Source organism: Ruegeria sp. BI11, from assembly GCF_056538005.1.
Genome location: NZ_JBQFSM010000010.1, coordinates 51,757 through 78,259, shown reverse-complemented (window position 1 = coordinate 78,259; position 26,503 = coordinate 51,757). Strand labels below are relative to the sequence as shown.

General features: G+C 56.3%; 22 protein-coding genes. 9 read left to right on the top strand and 13 right to left on the bottom strand.

Features of this window, described 5'->3' with window-relative positions:
• Positions 1 to 18: 18 nt before the first annotated feature.
• From ACR0DT_RS18935 to ACR0DT_RS18920, 4 genes are all read right to left on the bottom strand, one after another.
• The gene (locus tag ACR0DT_RS18935) at positions 19 to 1,785 is read right to left on the bottom strand and encodes an ABC transporter ATP-binding protein (protein ID WP_480712251.1); all 1,767 of its coding nucleotides are present in this window, start codon (positions 1,783 to 1,785) and stop codon (positions 19 to 21) included.
• Positions 1,786 to 2,054: 269 nt separating this feature from the next.
• Positions 2,055 to 2,756, bottom strand: coding sequence for a response regulator transcription factor (locus ACR0DT_RS18930; protein ID WP_480712250.1), 702 nt, complete (start codon positions 2,754 to 2,756; stop codon positions 2,055 to 2,057).
• A complete protein-coding gene (locus ACR0DT_RS18925) occupies positions 2,756 to 4,657 on the bottom strand; it encodes a PAS-domain containing protein (RefSeq protein ID WP_480712249.1) in 1,902 nt (633 codons plus the stop codon). The genes ACR0DT_RS18930 and ACR0DT_RS18925 overlap by 1 nt, the downstream gene beginning before the upstream one ends.
• 58 nt (positions 4,658 to 4,715) lie before the next feature.
• Complete coding sequence (locus tag ACR0DT_RS18920; RefSeq protein WP_480712248.1) at positions 4,716 to 6,248, bottom strand: sulfatase-like hydrolase/transferase; 1,533 nt, start codon at positions 6,246 to 6,248, stop codon at positions 4,716 to 4,718.
• A 262-nt stretch (positions 6,249 to 6,510) separates the two neighbouring features.
• Between ACR0DT_RS18920 and ACR0DT_RS18915 the strand changes: the two genes are divergently transcribed.
• Genes ACR0DT_RS18915 through ACR0DT_RS18900 form a run of 4 tightly spaced genes read left to right on the top strand, consistent with a single transcriptional unit; the run spans position 6,511 to position 10,421 of the window.
• Positions 6,511 to 7,635 (top strand): ABC transporter permease, encoded by a 1,125-nt coding sequence (locus tag ACR0DT_RS18915; RefSeq protein WP_480712247.1) that lies wholly within the window; start codon positions 6,511 to 6,513, stop codon positions 7,633 to 7,635.
• 1 nt (position 7,636) lies between these two features.
• A complete protein-coding gene (locus ACR0DT_RS18910; protein WP_480712246.1) occupies positions 7,637 to 8,452 on the top strand; it encodes an ABC transporter ATP-binding protein in 816 nt (271 codons plus the stop codon).
• 5 nt (positions 8,453 to 8,457) lie between these two features.
• Positions 8,458 to 9,774 carry an MlaD family protein gene (locus tag ACR0DT_RS18905; RefSeq protein WP_480712245.1) on the top strand — a complete coding sequence of 439 codons (1,317 nt, stop codon included), beginning with the start codon at positions 8,458 to 8,460 and terminating at the stop codon, positions 9,772 to 9,774.
• Positions 9,771 to 10,421, top strand: coding sequence for an ABC-type transport auxiliary lipoprotein family protein (locus tag ACR0DT_RS18900; RefSeq protein WP_480712244.1), 651 nt, complete (start codon positions 9,771 to 9,773; stop codon positions 10,419 to 10,421). Before ACR0DT_RS18905 ends, ACR0DT_RS18900 begins: the two co-directional genes overlap by 4 nt.
• A gap of 43 nt (positions 10,422 to 10,464) precedes the next feature.
• On the opposite strand, the gene ACR0DT_RS18895 is transcribed toward ACR0DT_RS18900, so the two are convergent.
• From ACR0DT_RS18895 to ACR0DT_RS18885, 3 genes are all read right to left on the bottom strand, one after another.
• Positions 10,465 to 12,417 carry a vWA domain-containing protein gene (locus ACR0DT_RS18895; RefSeq protein ID WP_480712243.1) on the bottom strand — a complete coding sequence of 651 codons (1,953 nt, stop codon included), beginning with the start codon at positions 12,415 to 12,417 and terminating at the stop codon, positions 10,465 to 10,467.
• Positions 12,414 to 12,953 (bottom strand): RNA polymerase sigma factor, encoded by a 540-nt coding sequence (locus tag ACR0DT_RS18890; protein ID WP_480712242.1) that lies wholly within the window; start codon positions 12,951 to 12,953, stop codon positions 12,414 to 12,416. Before ACR0DT_RS18890 ends, ACR0DT_RS18895 begins: the two co-directional genes overlap by 4 nt.
• Positions 12,954 to 13,014: 61 nt before the next feature.
• Positions 13,015 to 14,595 (bottom strand): FMN-binding glutamate synthase family protein, encoded by a 1,581-nt coding sequence (locus tag ACR0DT_RS18885; protein WP_480712241.1) that lies wholly within the window; start codon positions 14,593 to 14,595, stop codon positions 13,015 to 13,017.
• Positions 14,596 to 14,792: 197 nt separating this feature from the next.
• On the opposite strand from ACR0DT_RS18885, the gene ACR0DT_RS18880 reads away from it, so the two are divergent.
• Both ACR0DT_RS18880 and ACR0DT_RS18875 read left to right on the top strand, forming a co-directional pair.
• The gene (locus tag ACR0DT_RS18880) at positions 14,793 to 15,200 is read left to right on the top strand and encodes a fluoride efflux transporter FluC (RefSeq protein ID WP_480712240.1); all 408 of its coding nucleotides are present in this window, start codon (positions 14,793 to 14,795) and stop codon (positions 15,198 to 15,200) included.
• Entirely contained in the window at positions 15,197 to 15,559 is a 363-nt protein-coding gene (locus ACR0DT_RS18875) for a fluoride efflux transporter FluC (protein ID WP_480712239.1), read from the top strand. Before ACR0DT_RS18880 ends, ACR0DT_RS18875 begins: the two co-directional genes overlap by 4 nt.
• Here the strand turns inward: ACR0DT_RS18875 and ACR0DT_RS18870 are convergent.
• The 6 genes from ACR0DT_RS18870 to ACR0DT_RS18845 are packed head-to-tail and all read right to left on the bottom strand — an operon-like array spanning position 15,556 to position 22,037.
• Positions 15,556 to 17,079, bottom strand: coding sequence for a DHA2 family efflux MFS transporter permease subunit (locus tag ACR0DT_RS18870; RefSeq protein WP_480712238.1), 1,524 nt, complete (start codon positions 17,077 to 17,079; stop codon positions 15,556 to 15,558). The two genes, ACR0DT_RS18875 and ACR0DT_RS18870, sit on opposite strands and share 4 nt — an antisense overlap.
• Positions 17,076 to 18,059 carry an HlyD family secretion protein gene (locus tag ACR0DT_RS18865; RefSeq protein WP_480712237.1) on the bottom strand — a complete coding sequence of 328 codons (984 nt, stop codon included), beginning with the start codon at positions 18,057 to 18,059 and terminating at the stop codon, positions 17,076 to 17,078. The genes ACR0DT_RS18870 and ACR0DT_RS18865 overlap by 4 nt, the downstream gene beginning before the upstream one ends.
• A gap of 22 nt (positions 18,060 to 18,081) precedes the next feature.
• A complete protein-coding gene (locus ACR0DT_RS18860) occupies positions 18,082 to 18,408 on the bottom strand; it encodes a cytochrome o ubiquinol oxidase subunit IV (protein ID WP_480712236.1) in 327 nt (108 codons plus the stop codon).
• Positions 18,401 to 19,033, bottom strand: a complete 633-nt coding sequence (locus ACR0DT_RS18855) for a cytochrome c oxidase subunit 3 (RefSeq protein ID WP_480712235.1) — start codon at positions 19,031 to 19,033, stop codon at positions 18,401 to 18,403. Before ACR0DT_RS18855 ends, ACR0DT_RS18860 begins: the two co-directional genes overlap by 8 nt.
• Complete coding sequence (locus ACR0DT_RS18850) at positions 19,030 to 21,114, bottom strand: cbb3-type cytochrome c oxidase subunit I (RefSeq protein ID WP_480712234.1); 2,085 nt, start codon at positions 21,112 to 21,114, stop codon at positions 19,030 to 19,032. The genes ACR0DT_RS18855 and ACR0DT_RS18850 overlap by 4 nt, the downstream gene beginning before the upstream one ends.
• Positions 21,111 to 22,037 (bottom strand): cytochrome ubiquinol oxidase subunit II, encoded by a 927-nt coding sequence (locus tag ACR0DT_RS18845; RefSeq protein ID WP_480712233.1) that lies wholly within the window; start codon positions 22,035 to 22,037, stop codon positions 21,111 to 21,113. The genes ACR0DT_RS18850 and ACR0DT_RS18845 overlap by 4 nt, the downstream gene beginning before the upstream one ends.
• Before the next feature lie 209 nt (positions 22,038 to 22,246).
• Between ACR0DT_RS18845 and ACR0DT_RS18840 the strand changes: the two genes are divergently transcribed.
• From ACR0DT_RS18840 to oppB, 3 genes are all read left to right on the top strand, one after another.
• Positions 22,247 to 23,482: a lytic murein transglycosylase gene (locus ACR0DT_RS18840; RefSeq protein WP_480712232.1), complete on the top strand. Its 1,236-nt coding sequence runs from the start codon at positions 22,247 to 22,249 to the stop codon at positions 23,480 to 23,482.
• Positions 23,483 to 23,884: 402 nt separating this feature from the next.
• Complete coding sequence (locus ACR0DT_RS18835) at positions 23,885 to 25,513, top strand: peptide ABC transporter substrate-binding protein (RefSeq protein WP_480712231.1); 1,629 nt, start codon at positions 23,885 to 23,887, stop codon at positions 25,511 to 25,513.
• A 66-nt stretch (positions 25,514 to 25,579) separates the two neighbouring features.
• On the top strand, positions 25,580 to 26,503 hold the full coding sequence (oppB, locus tag ACR0DT_RS18830; protein WP_480712230.1) for an oligopeptide ABC transporter permease OppB: 924 nt from the start codon (positions 25,580 to 25,582) through the stop codon (positions 26,501 to 26,503).

Genomic DNA, 26,503 nt, shown 5'->3' with positions numbered 1-26,503 from the left:
ATGTGGAACGGGCTGGCTTTAAGATACGGGTTGCTTGAACTGCTGATCAAACAATTTCCGGAACACACCATCCTTTTCGATCAAGGTATCCAAATTTCCTTCTTCGGTGACTTCACCTTCTTGAATGACAATGATCTTGTCTGCTTCAAGCACGGTCGACAATCTGTGGGCGATGACAATCGTCGTGACATTCTCGGTCAGTTTGTCCAGCGCTGTTTTCACAAGTGTCTCGGATTCCGCGTCAAGGGCACTGGTGGCTTCGTCCAGCAACAGGATTTCGGATTTACGCAAAATCGCACGGGCAATGGCCAGCCGCTGTTTTTGTCCCCCGGACAGAAACGCCCCATTTTCACCCACTTGCGTGTCATACCCAAATTCCATTTTGCTGATAAATTCATGGGCATGCGCAGCACGGGCCGCATCGGTCACTTCTTCGTCGGTGGCATCAGGACGCGCAAATCTGAGGTTCTCCATGATGGTGGCCGAGAACAAAAACGTTTCCTGACCGACATAAGAAATTTTTTGGCGCAACGAAGCAAAACTTGCACTCTGCAAATCCTGACCGTCAATTTCGACAGTTCCGCCATCGGGATCATAAAAACGCAGTATCAGGCCGAAGATCGTCGATTTACCGCCGCCGGACTGGCCAACAAGAGCCGTTGTCTTCCCGGCCTCAAATGTCACATTCATATTCGATATGACATTGGGCTTTCCCTTGTACCCAAAACTGAGATCCCTGAGCCGGATTTCGCCCGGGCCTGAGACGAGAGGTTTCGCATCGGGTCGTTCGCGCATCGGTTCTTCTTCATCCAGCAAATCAAACATCATGCCGATCGGAACCAGCGCCGTTTCGATAACAACTCGCATTTTCGACAAACGTTTCGCCGGTTCGTACGCCATCAACAGCGCCGTGATAAAGGACATCAGCTGACCCGCAGTAGTCGGAGCACTTCCGGCGATTCCTATAGTGCTAATTACCAGAACACCCGCAATGGCTAGACCCGCCAGAAACTCCATAAGCGGACTGGCGACCGACTGCAGTTTTGAAATCGAGTTTGCCCGTTTTTCGACCGATTTGATCGCGCCATTCATTCGACCAACCATATGATCTTCGAGCGCAAAGACCTTGATAATTGTAATACCACCGGACGTTTCCTGCAGAACTTTGATGATTTCCGACAGCGCCGCCATCTCGGATCGCATGATTGCGCGAACACGTTTAAGCAGGTAACGCACACTCACCAATGCAACCGGGCCAACAACAAAGAACAGCACCGACAATAAGGGTTGCTGATAGACCATTACGAATACCAGGCCGATCAATGTCAGCAAGTCACGCACAAAACTGGTGACAATGACATTGACCAACCGCCTGGCTGCCTGTGCCCCCTGCGTGACGCGCAGCAACAAGGCTGAGGATTCGGTTCTGGAAAAGAAACCGACACCGCGTTTGATCAGTTTGCCGTAAAGGCGCTCTTGTTGAACAGCGATGATGCGGTTCCCGGCTCGCGCCAAAAAAACCGCCTGAACATATGACGCAACCGCTTTGCCCAAAAACAATGCAATCACCACGAGAGCTACCAGGTAGACCTGTGATCGCATCTCTGGTTCCGTCATCGTGTTGACAATGTTTTCCATCATCCACGCGGTGCCGGCTGTAGTCGCGGCGACCACGACCATGGCAATCATCGCAATCCCATACAGCCAACCCTGATTGCGCAAGCTTTCGCCCAGCAAACGGCCAACATGACCCGACTGCCATTTGGCCAAGGTCTTTTTGATCATTCTACTCTCCAAAACCTTTAGCTGTTCCGATTCCCGGCAGCGTCATGATCTCATCCCGCATTGAACCAGCGACCGCCGGACGGGATGGTGTTAATTATGCGCGGCTAGGCAAATAATCCATAGCCCGCGCACAGATAAAAAAGTGTTGTGACACAGTAAACATCAGGTCTAAGATTTTTCCCTGTCATTCGTGTAGCGATATGGTTTTGCTAAGTTAATCTCAACACAGAACATAAAGTAAGCCCACTTTTCAGTCGTTAATAGGCGTTTTACCGCCACTCAACATCCCCTAGGAATATGTATCCCGCCCCATAGATTGTCTTGATAAGGCGCGGGTTTTTCGGATCTTCCCCCAGCTTAGTACGCAACCGAGAGATGCGCACATCCATGGCCCGGTCAAAGCTATCGCCAGCAGCCCCACCTAGTGCTTCCTGCATCTGTGCCCGGCTGATTAGACGTTTGGGGCTGTCCAGAAACAAACGCAGCACCTCACCCTCGGCATGGCTGAATGGCGTCTCGGCACCGTTGCTGTCTATCAGAACATAGCGGTCAAAATACGCGGTCCAGCCATTGAATTCGGCCACATCCGACTGCGATGCCTGCTGGCGAGGCGATCGCAACCTGGCCCGGATGCGGGCCACGACCTCGGCAGGGTCGAAAGGTTTAGTGATGTAGTCATCCGCCCCAAGCTCCAGCCCGGTCACCCGATCCTGCACCTGCGCCCGGCCCGAAATGATGATCACCGCCGCCCCCTGTTCCAGCGCCAACCGGTGCACAAGCGCTAACCCGTCCGTATCCGGCAAAGACAAGTCGACCAGACACACGTCCGGCGTCACACGTTTTAGCGCAGCTTCGAATTCCCGCGCCCGGGCAAAGCTTTGGGTGCGAAACCCAGCCTCTTCCAACGCATCGGTCAGAACACGGCGGATTTCAGGTTCATCGTCGACAATAGTGACCAGCGGTTGCGTCATCAGGCGGCCTCGGTTCGGATCAGGGCGGAGAGTTGCGCCCGAGTAAACGGTTTGCTCAGGACCGGCGCCAGCGTCAGCGCCTGACGGTGCAGCGGGTCGGAATAGGGCAATGAGGTCATCAGAATACACGCCAGTCCCGGTTTCAACTGCGCCAGAAGATCAAGCCCCGTCCCCTGCCCTTCCAGGCGAATGTCTGACAGAACCAATTCGATATCGTCAATATCTGCCGTCAAAGCCAGTGCTTCATCGACCGAGGTCGCCTCGATCACCGAACAGCCAAGTTCAACCAGCATATCCCGGAACTGTCCACGCAGATCATCGTTGTCTTCGACAAGCAGAACAAGGCCATCCTGTACTGGCGGCGCTGGACGATAAGGCAGGCGCATGGCCACCGAAGCGCCCGAGGGCGTGTTGCGTAGGCTCAGATCTCCGCCAGCCAGCTTCACCGTGTCATAGACCATCGGCAGGCCCAGCCCTGACCCTTTGCTGCCCTTGGTCGTAAAGAAAGGATTCAGTGCTTTTTTCAAACCTTCCTCGGAAAAACCCGGCCCGGTGTCCGTGACTGCAATCTCAATCCAAATCTCACCAATCTTATGCGCGCTGATCGTCACCTGACCAAACCCGCCACAGGCATCGCGCGCGTTCAAAACAAGGTTCAGCAACGCATCCTGTACCATGCCCGGATCCAACATAAGCACCTCATCCGGCAGAGTATTGACTACCGACAGACCCACACCGCGCGGCAGGGATGGTGAGGCGAGGATACGCAGATCTTCCAACAGGCCGCGCATATCTGTCGCTTTAGGTTGGAACGTCCGGTTGCCCGTCATATCCGCGATCCGGTTCAGCAATTGGCCACCCCGACGCGCGGTTTGCTGGGTGGCAGCCACTAACTCGCGCGCATCTGCGGACAAATCCATCTTTTCCAGCCGGGACTGCATCCCCAAGATAATCGTCAGCAGGTTCGAGAAATCATGCGCTAGCCCGCTGGTCATCTGTGCTGCCATGGCTCGGCGTCGTGTCTGTTGCAAGGCTACACGTGCCTGCGTTTCCTCTGTAATGTCGACGGACATCACATAGACTCCGCCCTCTCCATCCGGCGAGAACGACACGCGGATACGGCGGGAATCCTGATCCTCGGTAAACTCGAACACCGAAGTGTCGCCGCCATAGGCTTTGAGTAGGTAAGGTTCGACTCGGGTAAACGCTGCTGCCCCCAGCGCGTCAGAGATATGCATGTCTAAAATTTCTGACGGGCGACCTGGCATGACTGAACTGAGCCGCCGATTGGAATAGTCATACCGGCCGTCCGGATTCAAATGGGCTATATGGGCCGGCATCATCTCGGTCGTCATGCGCGTTCGGGCTTCGATCTCGGTCAGCTGGCGCTTGGCCTCTTCTAGTGCAGTGTTGGTCGCGGCGAGTTTCCGGTTGGCCGCCGAAAGTTCCTCGGCACGGTCCAGCAATTGATCCGACAACTCTTCGGATCGGGCACGTAGCAATGCTTCGGCCTGTTTGGTGTTGGTGATATCGGTATAAACGGAGACCCAGCCACCCTTGGGCAGAGGCGCGCCTTCGACCGAAATAACACACCCATTGGCACGGACACGTTCCATATAATGGGGTTCAAACGTCAGCGCCTGCTGGACCCGCTGATTGACGGCATCATCGACATCATTGACTGCCCCATATTCGCCCTGCGTAACCAGATAACGGATCGTGTCGGCAAATAGGGCACCCGGCTGCACCAGTTCATCCGGCAGGTCGAACATGTCCTGAAAACGCCGGTTGCTGACCACCAGCCGTAACTGGCTGTCATAGATCGACAGAGCCTGACCAATCAGGTTCAGACCCGCGCTGGTCATCAACTTTATCTGTTGCTCGGTAATGTCCAAATTCATCCTCTCCGCGAACCATGCGTAGCATTGGTTCCGTCACAGGTGTAGTGGACAGATTGGTTCAATACCTAGGTTTGGACTTTGCCCCCTCCGGAGTGATGGAATGCAAGGACAACGTATGGTCCATGTTTCGCATCCGATGCCGCAGCATCTGCCGCCCCAGACGCGCCAGATCCGCTGCGTAATCGGGGTTGTTTGCAACATCCTCCAACTCTCCCTTGCCGTCGTGATCGAACAGCAGCGGCGGCAAGTCCGCGGCGAATTCGACCAGAGTAAACCGGTCGTCGCGCAAAATGCTCAGGCATGAGTCGCTGTTGCCCGTTCCCAGTTGCTGCTGCCAAAGCGTAGGGCTTTCCGGCTCTGAAAAATCCAGTTCGCTAAATGAATAATTACGCCAGTCCTCGGGCACCTCTTCACGCAGCAGCGGCAACAGAGACCGACCGTCCATCGCGTTCGGAACCGACTGGCCAACCCATTCAAGGATCGTCGGAATAATATCGACGGATTCGGTCGGCGCGGTAACCACCTTGCCTGCCTGCGCTTCATTACCCGGCAGACGGATCATCAGCGGCGTATGATAAGCCGCGTCATAGACTGTCATCTTGCCCCAGCAATGGCGATCGCCCAGCATCTCACCGTGATCGGCGGTAATCACCAACAAAGTGTCGTCATATTGATCGCTGTCCTTAAGATACTGGATAACTCGACCGATATGATGATCGACTTCGGTGGCCAGCCCCAGATAGACCGAACGGAGGGTCTGGATGTTCTCGATTGTGGGATCAACGCTGTCGAACCCCAGCACGAAATCCGCCGCCGTCTGCTTTTCCATCGTCGGACCAAAGAAGGGATGTATCGCCCGTTCTTCGGCTGCGTCAGAAAGGCCCGCAGGCAGCGGCAAGGACACCGGATCGTACATCCTGTTATATGGCTCCGGAGCCACCAGCGGCGGGTGTGGCCGGATATAGGTCAGATGGGCAAACCAGTTCTGACCTTGCAGCGGGGTAAGACTGTTCAGGAATGTGTCGGTTAGAAAGGCGGTGTCGCTGTCTTCGGCTCGGTACAGGGCCGGGTCATTCAGACGCGGCGCGCCTCCCGTGGGAGAAACCGGTTTGTGGACGTCCCAGTAATCGTCAAAGCTGTACCCTTTCCGCATCAGATGAGATCGCCAAGGATAGGATTCCTCCAACCGCATCTCGACGATCTCCTCAAACCCAGCCATCGAGTTTTCATAGGATTTCAGAACCGGATCACCTGCATCATGCACACGCGGATCTGCCGAAGTGTCGGTGTAACCGAACAACATGGGCAGATAACCGGCCTTGCGCATCTCGGTCGCGATGTTGGGCGTATCATGCCGCAATGGCGTGCCATTGCGGACCGAACGGTGGTTCATCGCGTACTGCCCGGTCAGGATTGAGGCCCGCGAGGGTCCACATGGATTGGTGACCGAGAAATGGCGGTCAAATGTCACGGCCTCATCCATGAACGCCCGCATATTTGGCAGATCGACATGTTCCGCAAGGGCACCGTGCAGGCAATCCGCCCGCAACTGATCAATGATGATGAACAGAACATTTCCCGCGTGCTTCATGACACTTACCTTGATTCCAACGAGGCGCTAACGCAGCGGACTTTGACTTGGTTCTGTGGTCTCGGCAAGCCGTTCATTGCCCAGTTAATTGTGCAGGCTTGATTTGGACTTGCAGGCTATAAACAGTCAAATTTGCAGCAGACGAACTTGGCACCCGTTGGTCGCACCCAAATTGTCACACCCCTGCTATGGTACGGTGGCAAATCTGCAATCCGCGTAGAAATCCGTTGCGGAACAACGTGGTTTGACATCACATACGCCCATGACGCAGCCCACGATACATTCGGACCAGGACGCAAACGGCGTCTGCCTGCGTATATCGGGTGAAATGCTGACCAAATCTCTGGCTTCTGTTGAACAGGCTTTTGCTGCCGTCCAGCCACAAGGCGGCAACATTACATTTGATCTGTCACAGGTTGAAGCGCTGGATACCGGCGGCGCATGGCTGATTGCCGATCTCGCCCGGCGAAACCGGGCTGTAGGCGCCGAGATCCGGTTCGAAGGCCTTAGCCCTGCCCAGTCCGCCCTACTGGATACTGTCGCCAAAAATATACCTGACGATCCGGGTGTCGAAGCTGAGCACCGCAGTTTTATCGACTGGGTCGCCAGCGTTGGACAGCGCACCGCTGGGGCCTGGAAGGACACCCTTTCGATGCTGGGGTTTCTGGGCCTGACTTTGCATCGATTGGCCCGTACCATCGTCAAACCATGGCGACTTCGCAAAGCGGCATTGGTGTCTCAGATGGAAGAAACGGGTTTCCGGGCCATTCCGATCGTTGCCCTGATGGGGTTTCTGATCGGTGTGGTGCTGGCCTTTCAGGGGGCCACCCAGCTGAAACAATTCGGAGCCGAGATTTTTGTGGTCGAGTTGATCTCGATCTCGGTGCTGCGCGAGCTCGGCATCCTGTTGACGGCCATCATTGTTGCGGGCCGATCAGGATCGGCATTCACGGCATCCATCGGCTCGATGAAAGTGCAAGAAGAAATCGACGCCATGCGCACATTGGGTCTGGACCCGATCGAGGTGCTGGTGATCCCGCGCGTCGTTGCGTTGCTGATCATGCTGCCGATCCTGGGCTTCATTGCTGATATGGCCGCCCTGATCGGAGGTGGCTTGATGAGCTGGATCGATCTTGGCATCAGCCCCGGCATGTTCGTGACGCGGTTGAAGGAAAGCACCGGCATTTGGCATTTTGCCATCGGCATGATCAAAGCCCCGTTCTTTGCGGTGGTCATTGGCGTCATCGCCTGTTGGCAGGCAATGCAGGTCAAAGGATCAGCTCAAAGCGTCGGGCAAAGAACAACCGCCTCGGTGGTGCAGGCGATCTTTATGGTGATTGCACTGGACGCGCTGTTTTCGATCTTTTTCTCGGTGCTGGAGGTCTGACATGGACGGTTCCGTGCTTGAAAAGACCTCAGAAACCGGCGCTCAGCGCGAGGCGGTCATCCGCGTGCGCAACCTGACCAACCAGTTCGGGTCGCAGGTGGTGCATCAGAACCTCAACCTGGATGTCTGGCGCGGCGAAGTGCTGGGCATCGTTGGTGGATCGGGCACCGGCAAGTCGGTTCTGCTACGCACGATTGTGGGACTGAACAGACCCGCTGCAGGCAGCATTGAGGTTCTTGGTGTCGACGTCTTGAATGGCCCCGAACAGGAACGCCGCCGCATCGAACGGCATTGGGGCGTGGCTTTTCAAGATGGCGCGCTGTTTTCGTCACTGACCGTTTTGCAAAACGTGATGGCTCCGCTGCGTGAGCATACCGGCCTTAGCGAAAAGCTAATGTGTGCCCTTGGCAACTTGAAAATCAGTCTGGTCGGGCTTCCGGCACTAAGTTGCGGCAAGTTTCCGGCGGAACTTTCGGGCGGCATGCGCAAGCGTGCAGCCCTGGCCCGCGCACTGGCACTGGACCCCGAGATCGTGTTTCTGGACGAACCCACCGCCGGGTTGGACCCAATCGGGGCCGCTGCCTATGACGAACTGATCGGCGAGTTGCAGCACGCACTAGGGCTGACCGTGTTCATGGTCACGCATGATCTCGATAGCCTTTACGCCATTTGCGACCGTGTCGCAGTGCTGGCTGAAAAACGCGTTCTGGTTGAAGGACGGATTGAAGAAATGACCAAAGTCGACCATCCTTGGGTGCAGGAATACTTCACCGGCCCCCGGGCGCGCGCGGCGCAAAAGAAGGGGCAGGACAGGTAGAGGCCATGGAAACCCGAGCGAATTATATCCTGATCGGCGCCTTCACCCTTGCGGGTATTCTTGGTGCATTCGGCTTTTTTCTGTGGCTCGCGAAATTCGAGGTGTCGCGGCAATACGCCTATTACGATGTGCTTTTCGACAATGTGTCGGGCCTGTCCGCCGCCGGCGGCGTCAGTTTCAACGGCCTGCCGGTCGGTCAGGTTATTTCGCTGAATCTGGACGAAGAAGATCCATCCAAAGTGCGGGTCAGGCTGGAGGTCGACGCAGATATTCCCGTCACCGAGAATACGATTGCGCAACTGCAATCGCTGGGCGTGACCGGAGTCAGTTACGTGGAACTGACCGGAGGATCCGCCAGCGACACGCGGTTGCCACAGGACAGCGTGATCAAAAGCAAACGCAGCGCCATTCAATCTTTGTTCGAAGGTGCCCCGAAGGTGTTGGATGAGGCCGTCACTCTGCTGGAAAACCTCAATGCCGTGGTGGATGACAAGAACCGCGAATACGTCAGCGACATTCTCAACAATCTTGCGTCCGCGTCGGGCAAGCTGGAGAAAACGCTCAGCGATTTCGAAAACCTGTCAACAGATCTTGGCGGTGCCGCCAAAAAGCTGGGCGACTTTACGGATCGGCTGGATCAGTTGGCCGATACGGCCGAAACGACCCTGACGACCGGAACCGATACGCTGAAAAGCGTGAAAACCGCATCTGAATCCGCGACGGCGACTCTGGACAGCGCCAAGGTCACAATCGAAACAGCCAACAAGGCAATTCAGGAAGATGTGCGGCCCTTCATCGAACGGGCCACGACGCTGGCTGAGAACCTGAATGGCCTGACCCAAGAGGCCGGGGTTTCATTGGCGACAATCACCGAGACATTCGTAAACGCAAACAAGACTCTGGGATCGATCACCGGCGCGATGGATTTGGCCAAAGGCACCCTGACGTCCGCAGAACGCGCCTTTGACTCGGCCAACAAAGTTATAAACGAAGATATCGGCACCGTAATGAACGATATTCGCACAGCAGCAAACGAAGTGTCCGCCACTGTGAAGAACGTCACCCAACGGATTGACGACATCTCGGCCGATATCCTCAGCGCATCGAAATCCGCATCAGAACTGCTGGGAACCATTGACGGAATTGTCCAAGATAACCGCCGCCAACTGTCCGATTTCATGCGCGTCGGCCTGCCGCAATTCACCCGCTTTATCGAAGAGTCGCAACGACTGGTCATCAGCCTGGATCGTCTGGTGGACAAGGTTGAACGTGACCCCGCGCGTTTCCTTCTTGGAACCCAAGCATCGGAGTTTCGCCAATGATTAGGCAATTTCTTGTGGTTCTCGCCCTTGTGTCTCTGGGAGGGTGCGCGGGTCTGGGAACACTCAGACAGGCATCCAAGCCTAACGATCTGTACCTGCTGACACCCAAAAGCACGTTTTCCACCTCATTACCGCGCATTCAGAAGCAGGTCGTGGTACAGGAACCGACCGCTACTGCGGCCGTCAACACCGATCAAATTGCTATTCAACCCACACCGCTACAGGTCCAGTACCTGCCGCGCGCGCGCTGGGTGGATCGCGCGCCGCTTATTGTTCAGGCACTGCTGGTTGAAAGCTATGAAAACAGCGGCAAGGTGGCCGCCGTTGGCCGATCGACCGTGGGTTTGCGCGCCGATTATGTTATCGTTCCGGACCTGCGGGAATTTCAGGGTCTTGTGATCGCCGGAGAAGGTAGTTCATCGACTATTCGGGTCGAAGTACGAATGAACATCAAGATCATCGATGAATACGAAGACAAAATCATCGCCTCGGACTCTTTCCGGGAATATGTGGTTGCTGCCAGCGATAAGACCCCGGATCTTGTCAAAGCGTTCGATGATGCCCTGGGCAAGACTATGCGGGATGCGGTGGAATGGAGCGTGCGCAAGATCAACACGCACGCCGCCAACAATTCCGATCGGTTTTAGGTCTGGGAAACGGGCGCTATAAAAAAGCGCCCGAATGCCAATTTCAGTGGGATAGCGTTTGGGCCAGTCGCATCAAGGTGATGGCCTCGGCGCGATAGCCAAATGGGTCTTCGCCCTTCGCGCCATTGGCCAGCGTGATTGCATCCGCATAAGACCACGAGCCCAGATATTCTCCGCCGCGCAGCAATTGGCCAAAGCCCGCAATGGCGTATGAGAATAGTACATCTTCTGTCACAGCCCCCTGCCCCGGCAGGATCGGTTGCTCGATCAGTTGGCTTTCCGCAGCACCCGGAGTTTTGTACCGCAATTTGAAGAACCCGATTTCCTCTGAACCGTCGGAAGCAGTCTGTTCTGCATAGCGCAAAGGACCGTTACGAATGGCGTCTGAGCCCACCGGTGTGACTTCGTAAATCGCAGTCACCGTGTGGCCTGCACCAATATCGCCCGCATCCACCCTATCGTTCGAGAAATCCTCGCGCCGCAATGCACGGGTTTCATATCCGATCAGACGGTATTCGGCGATTTGTGACGGGTTGAATTCCACCTGTATCTTGACGTCATTGGCAATCGGAAACAGCGCGCCGGTCAGTTGATCAACCAAAACTTTGCGCGCTTCGCTCAATGTGTCGATATAGGCCGCCTGCCCGTTTCCGTTCTGCGCCAACGCCTGCATGGTCGCGTCATCCAGATTGCCGCGCCCGAACCCCAGAACGCTCAGGAACGTGCCGCTGTCGCGTTTTCGGGCGATGAAATCTTTCAGCGCATCTGGATCAGACAACCCAACGTTGAAATCACCATCGGTGGCCAGAATGACCCGGGTGACTTCATCGTCCACAGTCATCCCTTCGGCCACCTGATAGGCCTGCTGCAGCCCAGCCTGCCCAGCAGTCGAGCCTCCGGCTTCCAACTGGTCCAGCGCATTCAGAATCTTGGTCCGCTCGGACGCCTCTGTTGGCTCCAACACCTGCCCGGCGCTGCCTGCGTAGGTGACAATCGACACCTGATCCTTGGGCCGCAGCTCGGACAGCATCAAGCGGAAGGACTGTTTCAGCAAAGGCAGCTTGTCGGCATTCTGCATCGATCCAGACGTATCAATCAGAAAGACGAGGTTCAGCAGTGGGCGATCTTCAATCTGTGGAAGCGTGCCCTGAATGCCAATATGAACCAGCTGCGTGCCCTCGTTCCACGGGGTCGGGGTCACAGAAATCGTCGGTCGGAATGGCACATCGCCTTCGGGCGCGGGATAGCTATAGGGAAAGTAATTCACCATCTCTTCAACCCGCACTGCGTCTTTTGGTGGAAACTGACCACGCATCAGCGACGACCGGACAATCGAATACGAGGCCGTGTCGACATCGATCGAGAAAGTTGACACCGGATCTTCGCTAGTGACGTTCAACGGATTGGTATCGGTGTTGGCGAAGGCTTCGGTATCCGATTCCGACACGATGTGCATATCTTGTTGCACTGGGTCGGACGCTATCGCCGGGGCGGCTTCGTGTAACGCACCGCCTGCAATCCCTGCTTCGGGTGTCGCGCCCAACCGCTTGCTCTGCTCTGCCGCACGAGGCATTGGTTGCGGAGCATCTGCTAAAAACCCTGAGACCGTTCCTTGTGGCTCCGGAGCAAGTTTCTCTTCTACGACAACTGGGGCCTCAACAACGGGCTCTTCTACCGAATCGCCGTAATCGCCAAAAGACAATCTGCGCTCAGAGTTTTGCGTCTGCGGAAGAATTACCACCAAGGCAACGGCGGCGACGGCGGTTGTCGCGGTCAATGCGCCGCGATGTGTCAGGACGTTCAACATAGATTTCGCTCCTTCTGTCAGGCGGACCATTGGGCCTCGCTTGACAGTCGGACGCATGGCATAGCGCGATCCTTGGGCGTGGGCGAAATTTTTCTGAGCCTGTTCAAGATTTTCCACCCGGCGTTGAGCATTCGGCGCGGGCGTGGCGGCGTTCATCAAGGTTTTGAAATCATCAAGATCGTCTGTCATTGAGCCAGCTCCTCTTGCCGCAGGGCACGCAGGCGTTTGCGGATATCCGACATGCGCCAGGACACTGTGCCTTCGGACACGCCCAGAACTTCGGCAGCCTGAGCATGGGTCATCTCGTCCTCAAGCGTGAGGGCCAAGGTGTCTCGCAATTCTTGTGGCAACGCGCGCATGGCCCGTTGTAGCCAGTCAACGGCTTCGGCGGTTTCCGCTGCTTCGGCCCGGCGCATTTGCTCTACATCGCCCCAGCCCACTGCCGCGCGGCTATGGCTTGCCTGTCGTCGGCGCGCATCTTCAGCGGCGTTAACAACAACCCGGTAAAGCCAGGTGGTAAATTTGGCCTGTGCTCGAAATCCACCAATCTTAATCGGCAGGGCGGCACAGATATCCTGCGTCAGGTCCTCGGCCTGATCACCGCGACCGCATAGCCGAAAGGCCAAACGAAATATCCGGTCGTAGTGGCGCGCAATAAGGGCCGCGAACGCATCCGCGTCCCCCTTTGCGGCCGCTTTGGCCAGATCCTCATCCGATGTTGTCATACGCATCACGATGAGTAAGACGGGCCTGAAAGGTCAATCCTTGGCGACAGATCGAAAAAAATTAGAAATGCTTCGCTGATGCCATTTTCCAATCCGCAGCAAAAGCTTCGGGAGGCGTATCGGTCAGCAAGGAGCCTTCATCGATCAGAGTGTACATTTCTGCATAAGATCGTTCATGCTCATCCGCGTTGCGGCAGCGGATGTCGCTTGGGTGCAGGTCGGACACTTTTTCCTTACCCATGGCACCCAAAAGCTCGCGAAAGCTTTCCAGCGTGGCGTCGTGAAAACGCTGAACCCGCACACGCTTTTGCGGCACGTTCACTGCCCGGCCCCGGATAGGGTCCTGTGTGGCAACGCCTGACGGGCAACGGTTCGTATTGCAATGCAACGCCTGAATGCAGCCCAACGCAAACATCATCGCCCGCGCCGCGTTGCACATGTCGGCACCCAGTGCAAATTTCTCGACCATGTCATATCCCGTGGCCACCTTGCCTGAACAGATGATCCGCATTTTGTCGCGCAGGCCAGCGCCGCGCAGACAGTTGTTGACGAAGATCAGCGCCTCGTTCAGTGGCATGCCCAGTCGATTGGTGAATTCGACCGGGGCAGCGCCCGTGCCGCCTTCGGCACCATCAATGGTGATAAAGTCAGGCAAAATCCCGGTTTCCAACATCGCTTTGCAGATCGCCATGAATTCGGAGGGGCGGCCAATGCACAGCTTGAACCCGACAGGTTTACCGCCCGACATTTCACGCAAATGCTGTACGAAATGCAGCAAACCCGTCGGGCCTTCAAAAGCCGAATGTATAGGCGGAGAAATGACGTCCTGATGCTCGGGCACATGGCGGATTTCGGCGATTTCCTTATCCACTTTGGCCGCAGGCAGCACCCCGCCGTGCGATGGTTTCGCCCCTTGCGACAGTTTGATTTCAATGGCCTTGACCACATCTTTTTGGGCTTTTTCAGCGAATTTATCCTTGTCGAACTCACCTTCGTGCGTGCGGCATCCAAAATAGCCCGTTCCTATCTGCCAGATGATATCGCCACCTTCGGCCAGATGGTACGGGGACAGTCCGCCCTCGCCCGTGTTGTGCGCAAAATCGCCATCCTTCGCACCACCATTCAGGGCGCGGATCGCATTGGCACTGAGTGCTCCAAAACTCATGGCGGATACGTTCAAACGTGACGCGTTGTAAGGCTTGGTACATTGCGGCCCGCCCAGCATTACCCTTTCCTCGCTTTCGGGCACCTCTTTGGGCGCAAGCGAGTGATTGGCTCGATGATAACCAACGGTCATGATATCGTACTGCGTGCCAAAGGCCTGAGTATCCAACTGCCCCTTGGCGCGGGAATAGACCAGGCTGCGAATAATGCGGTTATAGGGACGCCCGCTTTCGTTGGTTTCAACGAAATACTGGCGGATTTCCGGGCTGACAAATTCTAGCATGTACCGGAAATGCCCCAGAACCGGATAATTGTTCAGCACATTATGCTTTGTAGTCAGCATATCGTACAGGCCGACCACGGCGTATGGGATGAGAATGACTAAAAGCCAAAGCGCCGGTGGCCAGTACAGCCCCCACAGCACAGTCAACGGCAAACACACATAGCTGAGAAAGTAATAGAGTCTGCGTACAATCATTTCGTGCTCTCCCAAGGTGCTGCCAAAGTGACTAGTGGCAACCGTGGATCAAATCGACTTTTGATTGCAAGCGTTTGTACTAAAGTTCACGTGATCGGGTGGGATTGTGAAACTGGCGGCTATTAGGGCCACGGTTGATCCCCATTGCACCAATAGGTATGCCGAAACAAAGGTAAAATTGGGCAGGAATTCAGACCGTGACACAGACCCGATCCGCCGTTCGGACCACGGCCACAATGTTCGCTGCCGTTTTCCTAGGTGGTGCCGTGGGTTCCTTGCTGCGTGAGGCATTCTCGGCCCAAATCCCCGGTGTTCCGATAGTGACGGCCACGTTCGGGATCAATATCGTAGCCTGTTTCATACTCGGCTGGCTGTATGCGGTACGGCATCGCGTGAATGCGCACGTGTTGCATCTGGGTGCAGTCGGGTTTTGCGGCGGGCTGTCCACGTTTTCCTCATTTGTGGCTGAACTGGAACGCATGGCGGCTACCCATCTTTGGGCTGCAATTTCGGCTGCTGGCTTGGAAATCGCTGTGGGACTTGCTGCCGCCATCTTGGGTGAGGCCATCGGAAGGCGGCTCCACAGTCCGGGGGCAGCGAAATGACCGAACTGTTCTTGCACGCCATGTTCGGACTAGGTGGCGGTCTGGGCGCAGTGATGCGCCATTGGATCGCCCTGTGGGTCCGGCACGACCTGCCGCTGGCAACCCTGATTGTGAATGTTCTGGGCAGCCTGCTATTGGGTCTATGGATCGGATACCTGGGCGGGCCGGTCGATATGGGCGAGGAAGAAAGACGATTGGTCTTCGGGTTCTGCGGCGGCTTTACCACGTTCTCAAGTTTTGCCTATCAATCGCTGGAGTTGCGGCGACAGCGCACAATTGCGCTGGCTGCGGGAAACATCCTTCTTAGCTTGGTACTGTGTTGGCTTGCCCTGCTGCTGGGTCTGTTCCTAATACGTTAATGTGCGGGAACCGCGCTCTGTGTGCCGGGCTTGGGCGCCCGACAGAAAAACAGCAATGGGATCGTCGCCAAAGCCAGCAAACCCAGATTGTTAAACACAGTCAGATATGAGATCAGTTCGGCTTGCTGGCTGATCGCCTGCCCCAGTATGGCGGCACCTTCGGCGCTGTCAGGCGTCAGACCAAGCGGTTGCAGATAGGCCTGCGCTGCCGGGTTGTAGGGCGTCACATTCTGGCCAAGCACAGCAGTATTTGTCTGCAACCCGCGCACCACCCATGTACCAACCAGAGAAATCCCAACCGACGAACCCAATTGACGCGTCACGTTGAACAGGCCGGACGCTTCATCCTGTCGGGATTTCGAAATGCTCTCGAAGGCCAGGATCGACATGGGTACAAAGACCAGCCCCATGCCCAAGCCGCTGACGGCGCCCGGCCAGGCCAACTCCCAAAACCCCGCATTCATGTTCAGGGCACCCATCATGAAATTGCTTATCGCGGTTAACATCATGCCCAATCCGGCCAGGACGCGCGGATCAAATCGATGCACCAAAACGGCTCCAGTCACCACCATGGACAGGCCCGCCGTAATACCTCGCGGAATGAACAGGTGACCCGAGGCAATAACCGGATAGTCCAGCAGGTTCTGAACGAATGTCGGCAAGATCGCGATACCTCCGAACAGCGAGATCGCAAATCCGGCAATGACCAAATTGCACAGCGCAAAGTTGCGATCCGCAAACAGACGCAGATCAACAACCGGGCGTTTCGTGCTGAGCGCGTGAACTACAAACCCCAACGCGCCCAAGATCGACGCGATCAAAGCCACCTGAATGACACGCGAAGACAGCCAATCTTTGGTTTCGCCCTGATCCAATATGAATTGCAGGCACCCAATACCGATGGCCAGCAAGGCCAAACCTGCCCAGTCGATCCGCACATCTTCGGTTTCATCATCCGGCAACTCTCCGGTCAGCAACAGCAGAGCCATAGCCGCTACGGGAAGGTTGACGAAGAACACCATCCGCCACGAGAAATACTCGGTTAAGATAGCCCCCACCGTCGGCCCCAAAACAGGGGCCACCACGACGCCCAAACCAAATACCGCCATTGCCTGCCCCCGTTTTTCGCGGGGAAAAGCATCAAACAGGATAGATTGAGACAAAGGAATCAGGAACGCACCGAACATGCCCTGCGCCAGCCGGAAGAATACGATAGTCTCGAGGCTCCAGGACAGGCCGCACATGACGGACATGGCGGTAAAACCGGTGATCGCGGTCAGGATCAGCCGCCGCCGTCCAACCCGGCGGGCGACAAAACCGGTCAGCGGCATAACAACCACGGCCGAGACGATATAGCTGGTTAATATCCACGTTGCCTGATCGGTCGTGGCACCGAAAGCCGCCTGAATGTGGGGTAGCGCCACGTTGACGATGGTGCTGTCCAGCACCTCGAGTATGGCGCTGAGCACAACGGCGACAACAATCACCGGATTGACGCGGCTGGCCGCCGGCCCGGTCATTTTTCTGCCTGATCGACGGTCGTGTCCACGGTCACCTTACTGCTACCACCAACGCGTAAGGGCACATCGGTCGGGTCAAGTTCCACACGCACCGAAAAACGGCGGGTAACCTTGACCCAGTTGCCGCTGGCATTTTCAGACGGCAAAAGCGAGAAGGTATCCCCCGAGCCCCGCCCGATCGATGCCACCTTACCTGTCAGCGCGACCCCCGGTAGCATGTCGATCTGAACCGTGACCGGCTGGCCGGGACGAATGCGCGGCAACGCGGTTTCTTTGAAATTCGCATCCACCCACCAATCCGAGGACTCAATAATTGAAAACTGCGGTGCATTGGCGGCAACCGCTGAACCCGGCCGCAGTGTCAGGTTGGCGATCCAGCCATCGGCCGTTGCATAGACGGTGGTCCAATCCAGATCCGCTTGCGCAATCTCAAGCTGCGCGCGGGCAGACAGAACATCATCCTGCTTTGCGGCCAGGCCGCTTTGCAACGCTAAAAGGGCCGATTGGGCGGCGGTCAATCGGGTCGAGGCCTGCGCAAATTCCGTGGTTGCCTGATCCAGTGAAACTTGTGCCACATCCCCATCAGAATATAACGCCTTGGTACGCTCAAAGTTGTTTTTTGCCGTGTCAAACTCCGACTGAGTAGAGTTGACCGCAGCCTCAGCAGCTGTGATCTGGGTAGAATAGGATTGCTCCTGCTGAATAGCGCTGTCCAGATCGGCCTGTGCCTGATCGACGGTTGCCTTGAATTGCGTGTCGTCAATGGTGAACAACAGATCGCCCACTTTGATCGGTTGATTGTCCGTAATCGGCACTTCAGCCACCTGCCCAGTGACCTGTGCGGCCACGTTGATGATATTCGCACCGACATAGGCGTCTTTGGTTGAAGGGTAGCGCTCCTCGTGGCGCCAAAACAGGAACAATCCAGCGGCAATAGCGATCACCATGGTTGCGACGGCGACGGTTTTTGGGGATTTCATACGTCAGACCTCAGGCAATTCACTACATCGGATAGGTGTGCATTCGCACCGCCAGATTGCCCATAATCCAGACAGTCCCCAGAATGATGATCAAAAGAACCATCGTGGAGAACAGGATCAGGTCCAGATCTTCCCGACTACTGCGACGGCGGTCGATATGCAGGAAATAGACCAGTTGCACGATCAGTTGCGCCAGCCCCAGAAGCGCGATGGACAGGTAAACTCCTTTGGTCTCGATGCCGTATTTATAGGCGATCATAAACACCGCCCCTGTTAGCAAAAGCGAGCCGCCATAACCGATTACATAACGCCGACGTTCGCGCCGGTGCATCTCGCTGCGTTTATCCATAGGTCAACCCTCCGAAATAAACGATGGTAATGATCCCGATCCAGATCAGATCGAGAAAGTGCCAGAACAAAGCCAGCCGCACCACGCGAGACATCAGCAGATCAGTTAGGCCAAACATGCGCAACTGAATGCCCAGCACGATCAGCCACAGGCACCCTGCTGCAACGTGCAATCCGTGCAAAGGCACCAAGCCATAAAAAGCCGACAGAAAGCCACTGCGCTGAGGGATGCCGCCCTTTTCGGCCATCGCCATGAAGTCACGTATTTCCAGCACCAAAAAACTGAGCCCCAGAACCAGAGTCACGCAGAACCAAAACACGATCCGCCATCGCGGCAGGTTGTATTTCAACGCCAACATCGCCAGCCCTACGGTCAGGCTGCTGGTCAGCAGGATCATGGTCTGAGCGAAGATGCTGTAGAGGTCAAACAGCTGATGCGGACCGGGCCCGCCGGCCTGAGCGTCGATCATGGTGATGTAGATGGCGAACATCAGGCCGAAATAGACCAGATCGCTCATCAGAAAGACCCAGAAGCCAAATGTGACGACTTCGGCGGCCTCGTCCGCGCTGGCATGCCGTCGCCCGAGGTTCAGCCCCGGATAGCTATGCGTCGGTGCGCGCTTCATGTCACGGCCTCCAGATCAGGGCGGGCAAGACCACGGTTTTCCGGAGCGATTTCATGATCTCGATCCACCGGCGTTGCGCTGCGAACCAGATCCAGCCAAGCTTCGTGCTGTTTGCGAACCTCTTCGGCGGGGATGACCTCTTCGGTATCCAGTCGGAACGTCCAAAGGATGAAGGACAGCAACATCAGCGCAGTCACCAATGCGGCCAGCCACCAGATCCACCAGACCAGTGCGAACATCCAGACACCGCTGAGAACGCACAGGATGAACCCGATGCCGGTATTGCGTGGCATCGAGATATCCTCGTATTCATCAGGTGTTGGGTAGGCTTCCCCCCGTTCCTTTGCGGCGGCAAAGTTATCCCGGTCCGTCACCTGTGGGATGACGGCAAAGTTGTAAGGCGGTGGCGGCGATGGAATTGACCATTCCAACGTGCGCGCATCCCACGGATCGCCGACCGGGACGCGGGTTTTTTCACGATCACGAGTACTGACCCACAATTGGACGATCACCGACAACAACGCCAACAGGATCACCAAGGCACCGATGACGGCGATGATCATATAGGGATGAAAACTGGGGTCTTCCCAACTAAACGACCGGCGCGGCATCCCCATGAGACCAACGAAATAGAGCGGCAGGAAAGTCAGCATGAACCCGACCGTCCACAGCACAACCGTGATGCGGCCCCAATACTCGTTCAGTCGGAACCCGAAAGCTTTGGGAAACCAGTAATTGTATCCGGCCAGCAGACCGAACAGCACGCCCGGAAGCAGAACATTGTGGAAATGCGCCACAAGGAACAGGGTGTTGTGCACCTGATAGTCGACCGTCGGGTTGGCTAGTATCACGCCCGACAAACCGCCAATCACGAACAGCATCAGAAAAGACAAACCATACAGCATCGGAACCGAAAACCGGATGCGGCCGCGATACAAAGTTGCCATCCAGTCATAGACCTTCACCCCGGTCGGAATGGCAATTAGCATGGTGGCGATACCGAACACCGCATTAATCAGCGCACTTTGGCCCATGGTAAAGAAATGGTGCAACCAAACGGTGAAGGACAGCACTGCGATGCACATGGTGGCAATCACCAATGAGTTGTAGCCGTAAAGCCGCTTGGCCGAGAAAGTGGCGAAAACTTCAGAATAAATACCATAGGCAGGCAGAACCAGCAGATAGACCTCGGGGTGGCCGAACAGCCAAAACAGGTTGGCATAGTTCATCATGTTGCCGCCGAGGTCGTTGGTGAAAAAGTGGAAATCCAGATACCGGTCTGCTGCCAGCATCAGCGCGGCCACGCCAAGCGGCGGCATGGCGAAGATGATCAGGATCGAGCTGCTTATGATCGTCCAGCAATACATCGGCAGCCGCATGAATTTCATCCCCGGTGCCCGCAGCTTGTAGATCGTCACGGCAAAGTTGATCCCCGTCAGCGTGGTGCCGATACCCGAGACAACAATGGCCCAGATCCAGTAATCCGGCCCAACACCGGGGTTAAATGCGGCACCAGTATAGGGCGGATAGGCGGTCCAGCCTCCGGTCGAGAAATTGCCCACCACCAGCGACACCATCAGCATCATGCCCGCCGAGACAGTCAGGCCCAGACTGATCTGGTTCATCACTGGAAAGGCCACATCCCGCGCGCCGATCATCAGCGGGATCAGGAAATTCGCGACCCCAAAGACAAAGGGCACGGCGACAAAGAACACCATAATCGTGCCATGGGTGCTGAACAGCTCGGCAAAATGTTCAGCTTCGAGGAACCCATCACCGGGGCCCGCTGCCTGTTGCGCGCGCATGACCACGCCCTCAAGCACGCCCCGCGCCAGCATGACAATCGCAAAGACGATATACATGATGCCGATTTTCTTGTGATCGGCACTTGTCAGCCAGTCGCGCCACAATGGCCCCCAAAGGCGGAACCACGTAAGTGATCCGACCACGACGATTACCCCAACGATCACTACGGCAGCCGCCGCGTTGGCTACGATTTCATTCGCGTTAGGGTCTTGGATCAGACCCGTGATCGGGAAGGCATCCCAGTTCAGGCGGCCAAAGAATCCTGTTTCGGTCATTGCGCGCCCTCTTGCCCGAATTCAGCGGTTCCCGGTTGTTGATCACGTGGCAGTGGTTGCCCACCGTGATAACGGTGCAGAATAGACTGGAACAGATCGCCTTCTCCCAATGTGAAATACAACGCGTTGAGCGGCATCAATGGGGTTCCCAGTGCTGCCTGTACTTCATCCCGATCCGTGCGCATGGCCAGTGTTCGGTAGGTGTCCTCGGTCAGAGGGATGCCATGGGTGCGAACGCTTTCAACCCAGGCTTCAAAATCTTCCGATTGCATCGCCTGAGTCAGAAACTTCTGCTTGGTAAAACCCCGCCCATTATACTGCGTGTTTTCGCCCTGCATCGTCTCGGGCGTGTCGGCCACCAGATGCAGCTGAGTCGTCATCCCCGGCATCGCATATATTTGCCCTGCGAGTGCCGGGATCATAAAAGACTGCATCACCGTATCCGTGGTCAGCGTCATCGCCACTTGCTGTTTGACCGGAATTCCCAGCTCTCCGACCGTGGCGATACCAAGGTCGGGGTAGATGAACAGCCATTTCCAATCGAGGCCAACAACCTGCACGTTCAGCGCGGGGGTCTCGCCGAATGGTGCCGCATAGGGGTCAAGCCTGTGGGTGGCTTTACACAGATAGAACGACAGCAGCGCCACGATCACAACCGGCACGCCCCACATGGCAAATTCCAGCTTTGCCGAAAAATCCCATTTGGGTCGGTACTCTGCCGCGCTCCCCTTTCGCCGCCGGTACCGCAAGGCGATCAGAGGCACCAGAACCAGAACTGGCAACACAGCTATCATGATCAGGACGGTTGCCCGCAGCAAATGGGTTCTCTGAACCGCCGCGATAGGCCCCTGGGGATCCATAAAGCTGTTACTGGCCCATGCCATCTGGGCCGAGGTCGCCACAACCGCGATCAACAGTGCCATTGCTGAAGGTTTTAGTAAGGCCACGCCAGATCGTCCTCTTAAGCCTTCGTTTCGGCCAACTATCAGCAGAGTCACAGATTATCTCAAGGTTTTTTCCAAAACCGCCGATTGTTCCGCACCCCAACTAAACAACTTCAGCATTACGACTACGCAAATCCTCGCCGAGGAGGCGGTTGACTTAACATGCGGGCGGGTGAGACATTTTGGTGATGCGTTGGATTTTTCTCGCCCTCAGCCTTTGGTGCCTTTCCACAAGCGCAAGCGCACAGAACCGCGCGGCGGTCGAACGCCAGTTTCAGGCGTGGCTGCAGGATACGATCTGGCCACAGGCCAAGGCCAAAGGTGTCTCCCGCGCGACCATGCAGCAGGCCTTTGACGGGGTAACACTCAACTGGAAGTTACCCGATCTGGTGCCGCCGGGCGGGTCTGCACAGACGCCCAAACAGCAAAAACAGGCCGAGTTTGGATCGCCTGGCCGATACTTTAATGCCGGTTCCGTCCAAGGTGCGACCGCCACAGGACGACTGATGGCTAAGCGCCACGCCGAGACCCTGGCAATGGTTGAGGCGGAAACCGGCGTTCCCGGACGGGTCCTTCTGGCAATCTGGGGTCGTGAGAGCGGATACGGTCAGGTGCCCATTCGCCATGATGCCTTTCAGGTGTTGGGGACAAAGGGTTTCATGAGCACCCGGTCCGACTATTTCACCGACGAACTGATCGCCGCGCTACAAATTGCCGAAGCCGGGCATGCGCCGCGGGGCACATTGAAAAGCAGCTGGGCCGGTGCGTTGGGTCAACCGCAATTCATGCCCTCAAACTTTTTGACCTATGCGGCGGATGGAAATGGTGACGGGCAGTCCGATATCTGGGGATCACCCGAGGACACGATCGCCTCCATCGGGCATTTTCTGGAGCAACACGGCTGGATCACCGGGCGCGACTGGGGGTTCGAGGTCACGGTTCCGGCCCACATATCCTGTGCTTTGGAAGGGCCGGATCAAGGTCAGTCCATTCAGGACTGGGTCGCTTTGGGGATCACTCGGGTGTCGGGCAAGCCTTTTCCACCACACGAACTGCCGGGCGAGGGGTTTCTGATGATGCCCGCTGGACGCAACGGACCCGCCTTTATCGTTACGCCGAATTTCTACGTGCTTAAAGATTACAACAAAAGCGATCTCTATGCCCTGTTTGTAGGCCACGTCGGTGACCGCATTCAGTATGGCGTCGGGGATTTCAAAGCCCGCTGGGGCAGGATCGACACCCTGTACCGGTCAGATATCGCCGCCATGCAACGGACGCTGGAAAATCTGGGTCATGATGTCGGGGGCGCGGATGGATTGCCGGGGTTCAAGACCCGTCGCTCGATCGGGCGATGGCAACAGGAGACTGGGCGCAGCCCGACCTGCTTTCCCGAAGCCGGCATGAAATCTGCACTGGCACATTAGCGATTCGCTCGTTGATCGAGCGAAATTTAGCGCACCCGGCCCTTCCTTGACGTCAAGTTTGCACAGCGCCTTTCACAAAAATGTCAAGAATGGATGAAGTTTCATTATTAAATTTCCGAACCTACGCCCATTTCGTTCACGATCCACCTGTAGTTGCTTAAATTGTGGGCAGCATCTTTATCCCGAATTGAATTAATGCCACCTTCGGCGGCAGTGAAAGGCGACTTTCGCAAACACGTTCCCGACTGCAAACCGAAAGACTGCGACGCGGTGTTCCTTGCGATCTGAAAAAGCAAAATCCGAACTCGTCCCGGTCTTGATCAGGGTCGGACAAACAAGGTGGCCAGCAGCCATCCTGAATGGATGCGCATGCCGGACCCCCAAAAACGGGAGTAGAAAAACATGAACAAGTATATGCGTACATCTCTGGCGGGGTTGCTGACCTCGACTATGATCACCGGTGCCGCCTTTGCTGCTGGCACCCATCCTACAACCGGCGAAGCGCTGGCGGATGACCAGACCTTTATCTACCGCCTCGGCGATGAACACAGCTCGGTCGACCCGCAGGTTGTCGAAGATACCTATGGGGCCGAAATCACCCGCGACCTGTTCGAAGGTCTGATGAACCAGGACGAAGACGGCAACCTAGTTCCTGGCGTCGCCACCGGTTACACCACCAACGACACCAAGGATGTTTATACCTTTACACTACGCGACAACGCCAAGTGGTCGAATGGCGACCCGGTAACCGCAGGTGATTTTGTCTATGCCTGGAAACGCGCTGTCGATCCCGCCCTGTCCTCGCCCTATGCCTGGTTCATGGAGCTGATGTCGATTGAAAACGCCGCTGAAATTATTGCCGGAAACAAGCCAATTGACGAGCTGGGTGTCAAAGCCATCGACGACCATACCCTCGAAGTCACCCTGAGCGCGCCGCTGCCCTATTTCCCGCAGATGACCACGCACTCCACCACCTTCCCGGCCCCACAGAAAGTGATCGAAGAACACGGCGACGCCTGGACTCGGCCTGAAAACATCGTCTCGAACGGTGCCTATATCTGGACCGAACATCTGCCGCAGGAACGCTCGGTTCGTGAGCGTAACGAACTGTACTGGGACAATGAAAACACGATCCTGGACAAGGTCGTAACGCTGGTCATCAACGACGAAAACGTCGCTTTGACCCGCTACCTGGCTGGCGAACTGGATCGCACCGAAGTTCCTGCAGGGCAGTTTCCCCGCATGAGCCAGGAACACCCGGATCAGGCCATCAGCTTCCCGCGCCTGTGCAACTATTATTACACATTCAACCTGACGGAAGACGGCCCCGAAGCGTTCAAGGACCCCAATGTCCGTCAGGCGCTTTCATTGGCTGTTGATCGCGAGATCATCACCGAAAAAGTCATGGCTGGTGGCCAGCCGCAGGCTTACACCTTCGCGCCCGAAGCGACCGCTGGATTCACGGTCCCCGAGGTCGAGATGGCCTCGATGACTCAGTCCGAGCGGGATGAGCTGGCCAAGGAACTGCTAGCCGGTGCCGGTTACGGCCCGGATAACCCGCTGAGCTTTGAAATGGTCTACAACACCAACGAAGACCATAAAAAGGTCGCCGTGGCGCTGAGCCAGATGTGGAAGCAGAAGCTGGGCGTGAATGTCGAGTTGGCCAACATGGAATGGAAAGTTTTCCTGGAAGAGCGTGGCAACCAGAACTTCGACCTTGCCCGCGGCGCATGGTGTGGCGACTATAACGAAGCCTCCACCTTCCTGGACCTGCTGCAATCGCAATCGGGTTACAACGACGGCAAATACAGCAATGCCCGCGTTGACGAGCTGCTGGCCGAGGCCAAAACCTCGGACGATCCAGCGCCGCTGTACACCGAAGTCGAGCGGATCATCGCACAGGAAACGCCTGTGATCCCGATTTACCACTATGCTGGCGTTTACATGATGGACACCGACGTCGGGAACTGGCCGATCAACAATGTCGAGCAGAACTGGTACTCGAAGAACCTCTACAAACGCGCCGAGTAATCGTCTTTGAACCACGCCCTGTCCCGGATGCAACCGGGGCAGGGCCAATAAACATGGGGGCATGAAATGCTTGCCTATAGTCTGCGGCGACTGTTGGTCGCCATTCCGACGATTCTGTTGCTGATCGTCGCCTGTTTCTTTCTGATGCACTTCGCGCCCGGTGGGCCCTTTACCTCAGAGCGACCTCTTCCACCGGCGGTTCTGGCCAATATCGAAGCCCGCTATGGGTTGGATCAGCCGCTGTGGAAGCAGCTGTGGGATTACCTCTACAATATCGTCGTGCATTTCGATTTCGGCCCGTCCTTCAAGTTCAAGGACCGCGATGTGAATGATATCATCGCACAGGGTTTTCCGATCTCGTTGACTTATGGGTCGTTGTCGTTCCTGGCCGCGACCACCGTGGGCGTCGGTCTGGGGATTGCCGCCGCAATCAAGCACAACAGCTGGATCGACTATTTCGCTGTTGGTCTGGGGATCGCCGCGCAGGCGCTGCCGAACTTCATCATGGGCCCGATCCTGATCCTGACCTTCACCCTGTGGCTGGGTCTGCTGCCCGGTGGCGGCTGGAATGGTGGTCAATGGCAATATCTGATCATGCCCGTCATTGCACTGGCGACCTCGTACATGGGGTCGATTGCGCGGATCACCCGGTCCTCGATGCTAGAGGTTCTGAACTCGAATTTTATCCGCACCGCGCGGGCCAAGGGCCTGCCAACCAGAACCGTAATCTGGCGTCATGCGTTAAAGCCGACCCTTCTGCCTGTTGTGTCCTATCTTGGGCCGGTCTTTGTCTACGTGCTGACCGGTTCGGTCTTTGTCGACATCTACTTCTCGACCGGCGGTCTGGGTCAGGCCTATGTCGGCTCGGCCCTGTCGCGGGACTATGCGGTGCTGTTGGGAGTCACCATCCTTTATGGAGCGCTGACCGTTGTCGTGAACTTGCTGACCGACCTGGCTTATGCCTGGTTCGATCCGAAAATCCGGTACTAA

Excerpts from the sequence above, each read along its gene's own strand:
- ACR0DT_RS18910 (WP_480712246.1), top strand. The coding sequence starts at position 7,637 with ATGGACGGTTCCGTGCTTGAAAAGACCTCAGAAACCGGCGCTCAGCGC.
- ACR0DT_RS18835 (WP_480712231.1), top strand. The coding sequence starts at position 23,885 with ATGAACAAGTATATGCGTACATCTCTGGCGGGGTTGCTGACCTCGACT.
- ACR0DT_RS18855 (WP_480712235.1), bottom strand. The coding sequence starts at position 19,033 with ATGAAGCGCGCACCGACGCATAGCTATCCGGGGCTGAACCTCGGGCGA.
- ACR0DT_RS18920 (WP_480712248.1), bottom strand. The coding sequence starts at position 6,248 with ATGAAGCACGCGGGAAATGTTCTGTTCATCATCATTGATCAGTTGCGG.
- ACR0DT_RS18935 (WP_480712251.1), bottom strand. The coding sequence starts at position 1,785 with ATGATCAAAAAGACCTTGGCCAAATGGCAGTCGGGTCATGTTGGCCGT.
- ACR0DT_RS18860 (WP_480712236.1), bottom strand. The coding sequence starts at position 18,408 with ATGGATAAACGCAGCGAGATGCACCGGCGCGAACGTCGGCGTTATGTA.
- ACR0DT_RS18840 (WP_480712232.1), top strand. The coding sequence starts at position 22,247 with ATGCGTTGGATTTTTCTCGCCCTCAGCCTTTGGTGCCTTTCCACAAGC.
- ACR0DT_RS18890 (WP_480712242.1), bottom strand. The coding sequence starts at position 12,953 with ATGACAACATCGGATGAGGATCTGGCCAAAGCGGCCGCAAAGGGGGAC.
- ACR0DT_RS18895 (WP_480712243.1), bottom strand. The coding sequence starts at position 12,417 with ATGACAGACGATCTTGATGATTTCAAAACCTTGATGAACGCCGCCACG.
- ACR0DT_RS18915 (WP_480712247.1), top strand. The coding sequence starts at position 6,511 with ATGACGCAGCCCACGATACATTCGGACCAGGACGCAAACGGCGTCTGC.
- ACR0DT_RS18930 (WP_480712250.1), bottom strand. The coding sequence starts at position 2,756 with ATGACGCAACCGCTGGTCACTATTGTCGACGATGAACCTGAAATCCGC.
- ACR0DT_RS18900 (WP_480712244.1), top strand. The coding sequence starts at position 9,771 with ATGATTAGGCAATTTCTTGTGGTTCTCGCCCTTGTGTCTCTGGGAGGG.
- ACR0DT_RS18905 (WP_480712245.1), top strand. The coding sequence starts at position 8,458 with ATGGAAACCCGAGCGAATTATATCCTGATCGGCGCCTTCACCCTTGCG.
- oppB (WP_480712230.1), top strand. The coding sequence starts at position 25,580 with ATGCTTGCCTATAGTCTGCGGCGACTGTTGGTCGCCATTCCGACGATT.
- ACR0DT_RS18845 (WP_480712233.1), bottom strand. The coding sequence starts at position 22,037 with ATGGCACTGTTGATCGCGGTTGTGGCGACCTCGGCCCAGATGGCATGG.
- ACR0DT_RS18870 (WP_480712238.1), bottom strand. The coding sequence starts at position 17,079 with ATGACCGGGCCGGCGGCCAGCCGCGTCAATCCGGTGATTGTTGTCGCC.
- ACR0DT_RS18875 (WP_480712239.1), top strand. The coding sequence starts at position 15,197 with ATGACCGAACTGTTCTTGCACGCCATGTTCGGACTAGGTGGCGGTCTG.
- ACR0DT_RS18850 (WP_480712234.1), bottom strand. The coding sequence starts at position 21,114 with ATGACCGAAACAGGATTCTTTGGCCGCCTGAACTGGGATGCCTTCCCG.
- ACR0DT_RS18865 (WP_480712237.1), bottom strand. The coding sequence starts at position 18,059 with ATGAAATCCCCAAAAACCGTCGCCGTCGCAACCATGGTGATCGCTATT.
- ACR0DT_RS18885 (WP_480712241.1), bottom strand. The coding sequence starts at position 14,595 with ATGATTGTACGCAGACTCTATTACTTTCTCAGCTATGTGTGTTTGCCG.
- ACR0DT_RS18925 (WP_480712249.1), bottom strand. The coding sequence starts at position 4,657 with ATGAATTTGGACATTACCGAGCAACAGATAAAGTTGATGACCAGCGCG.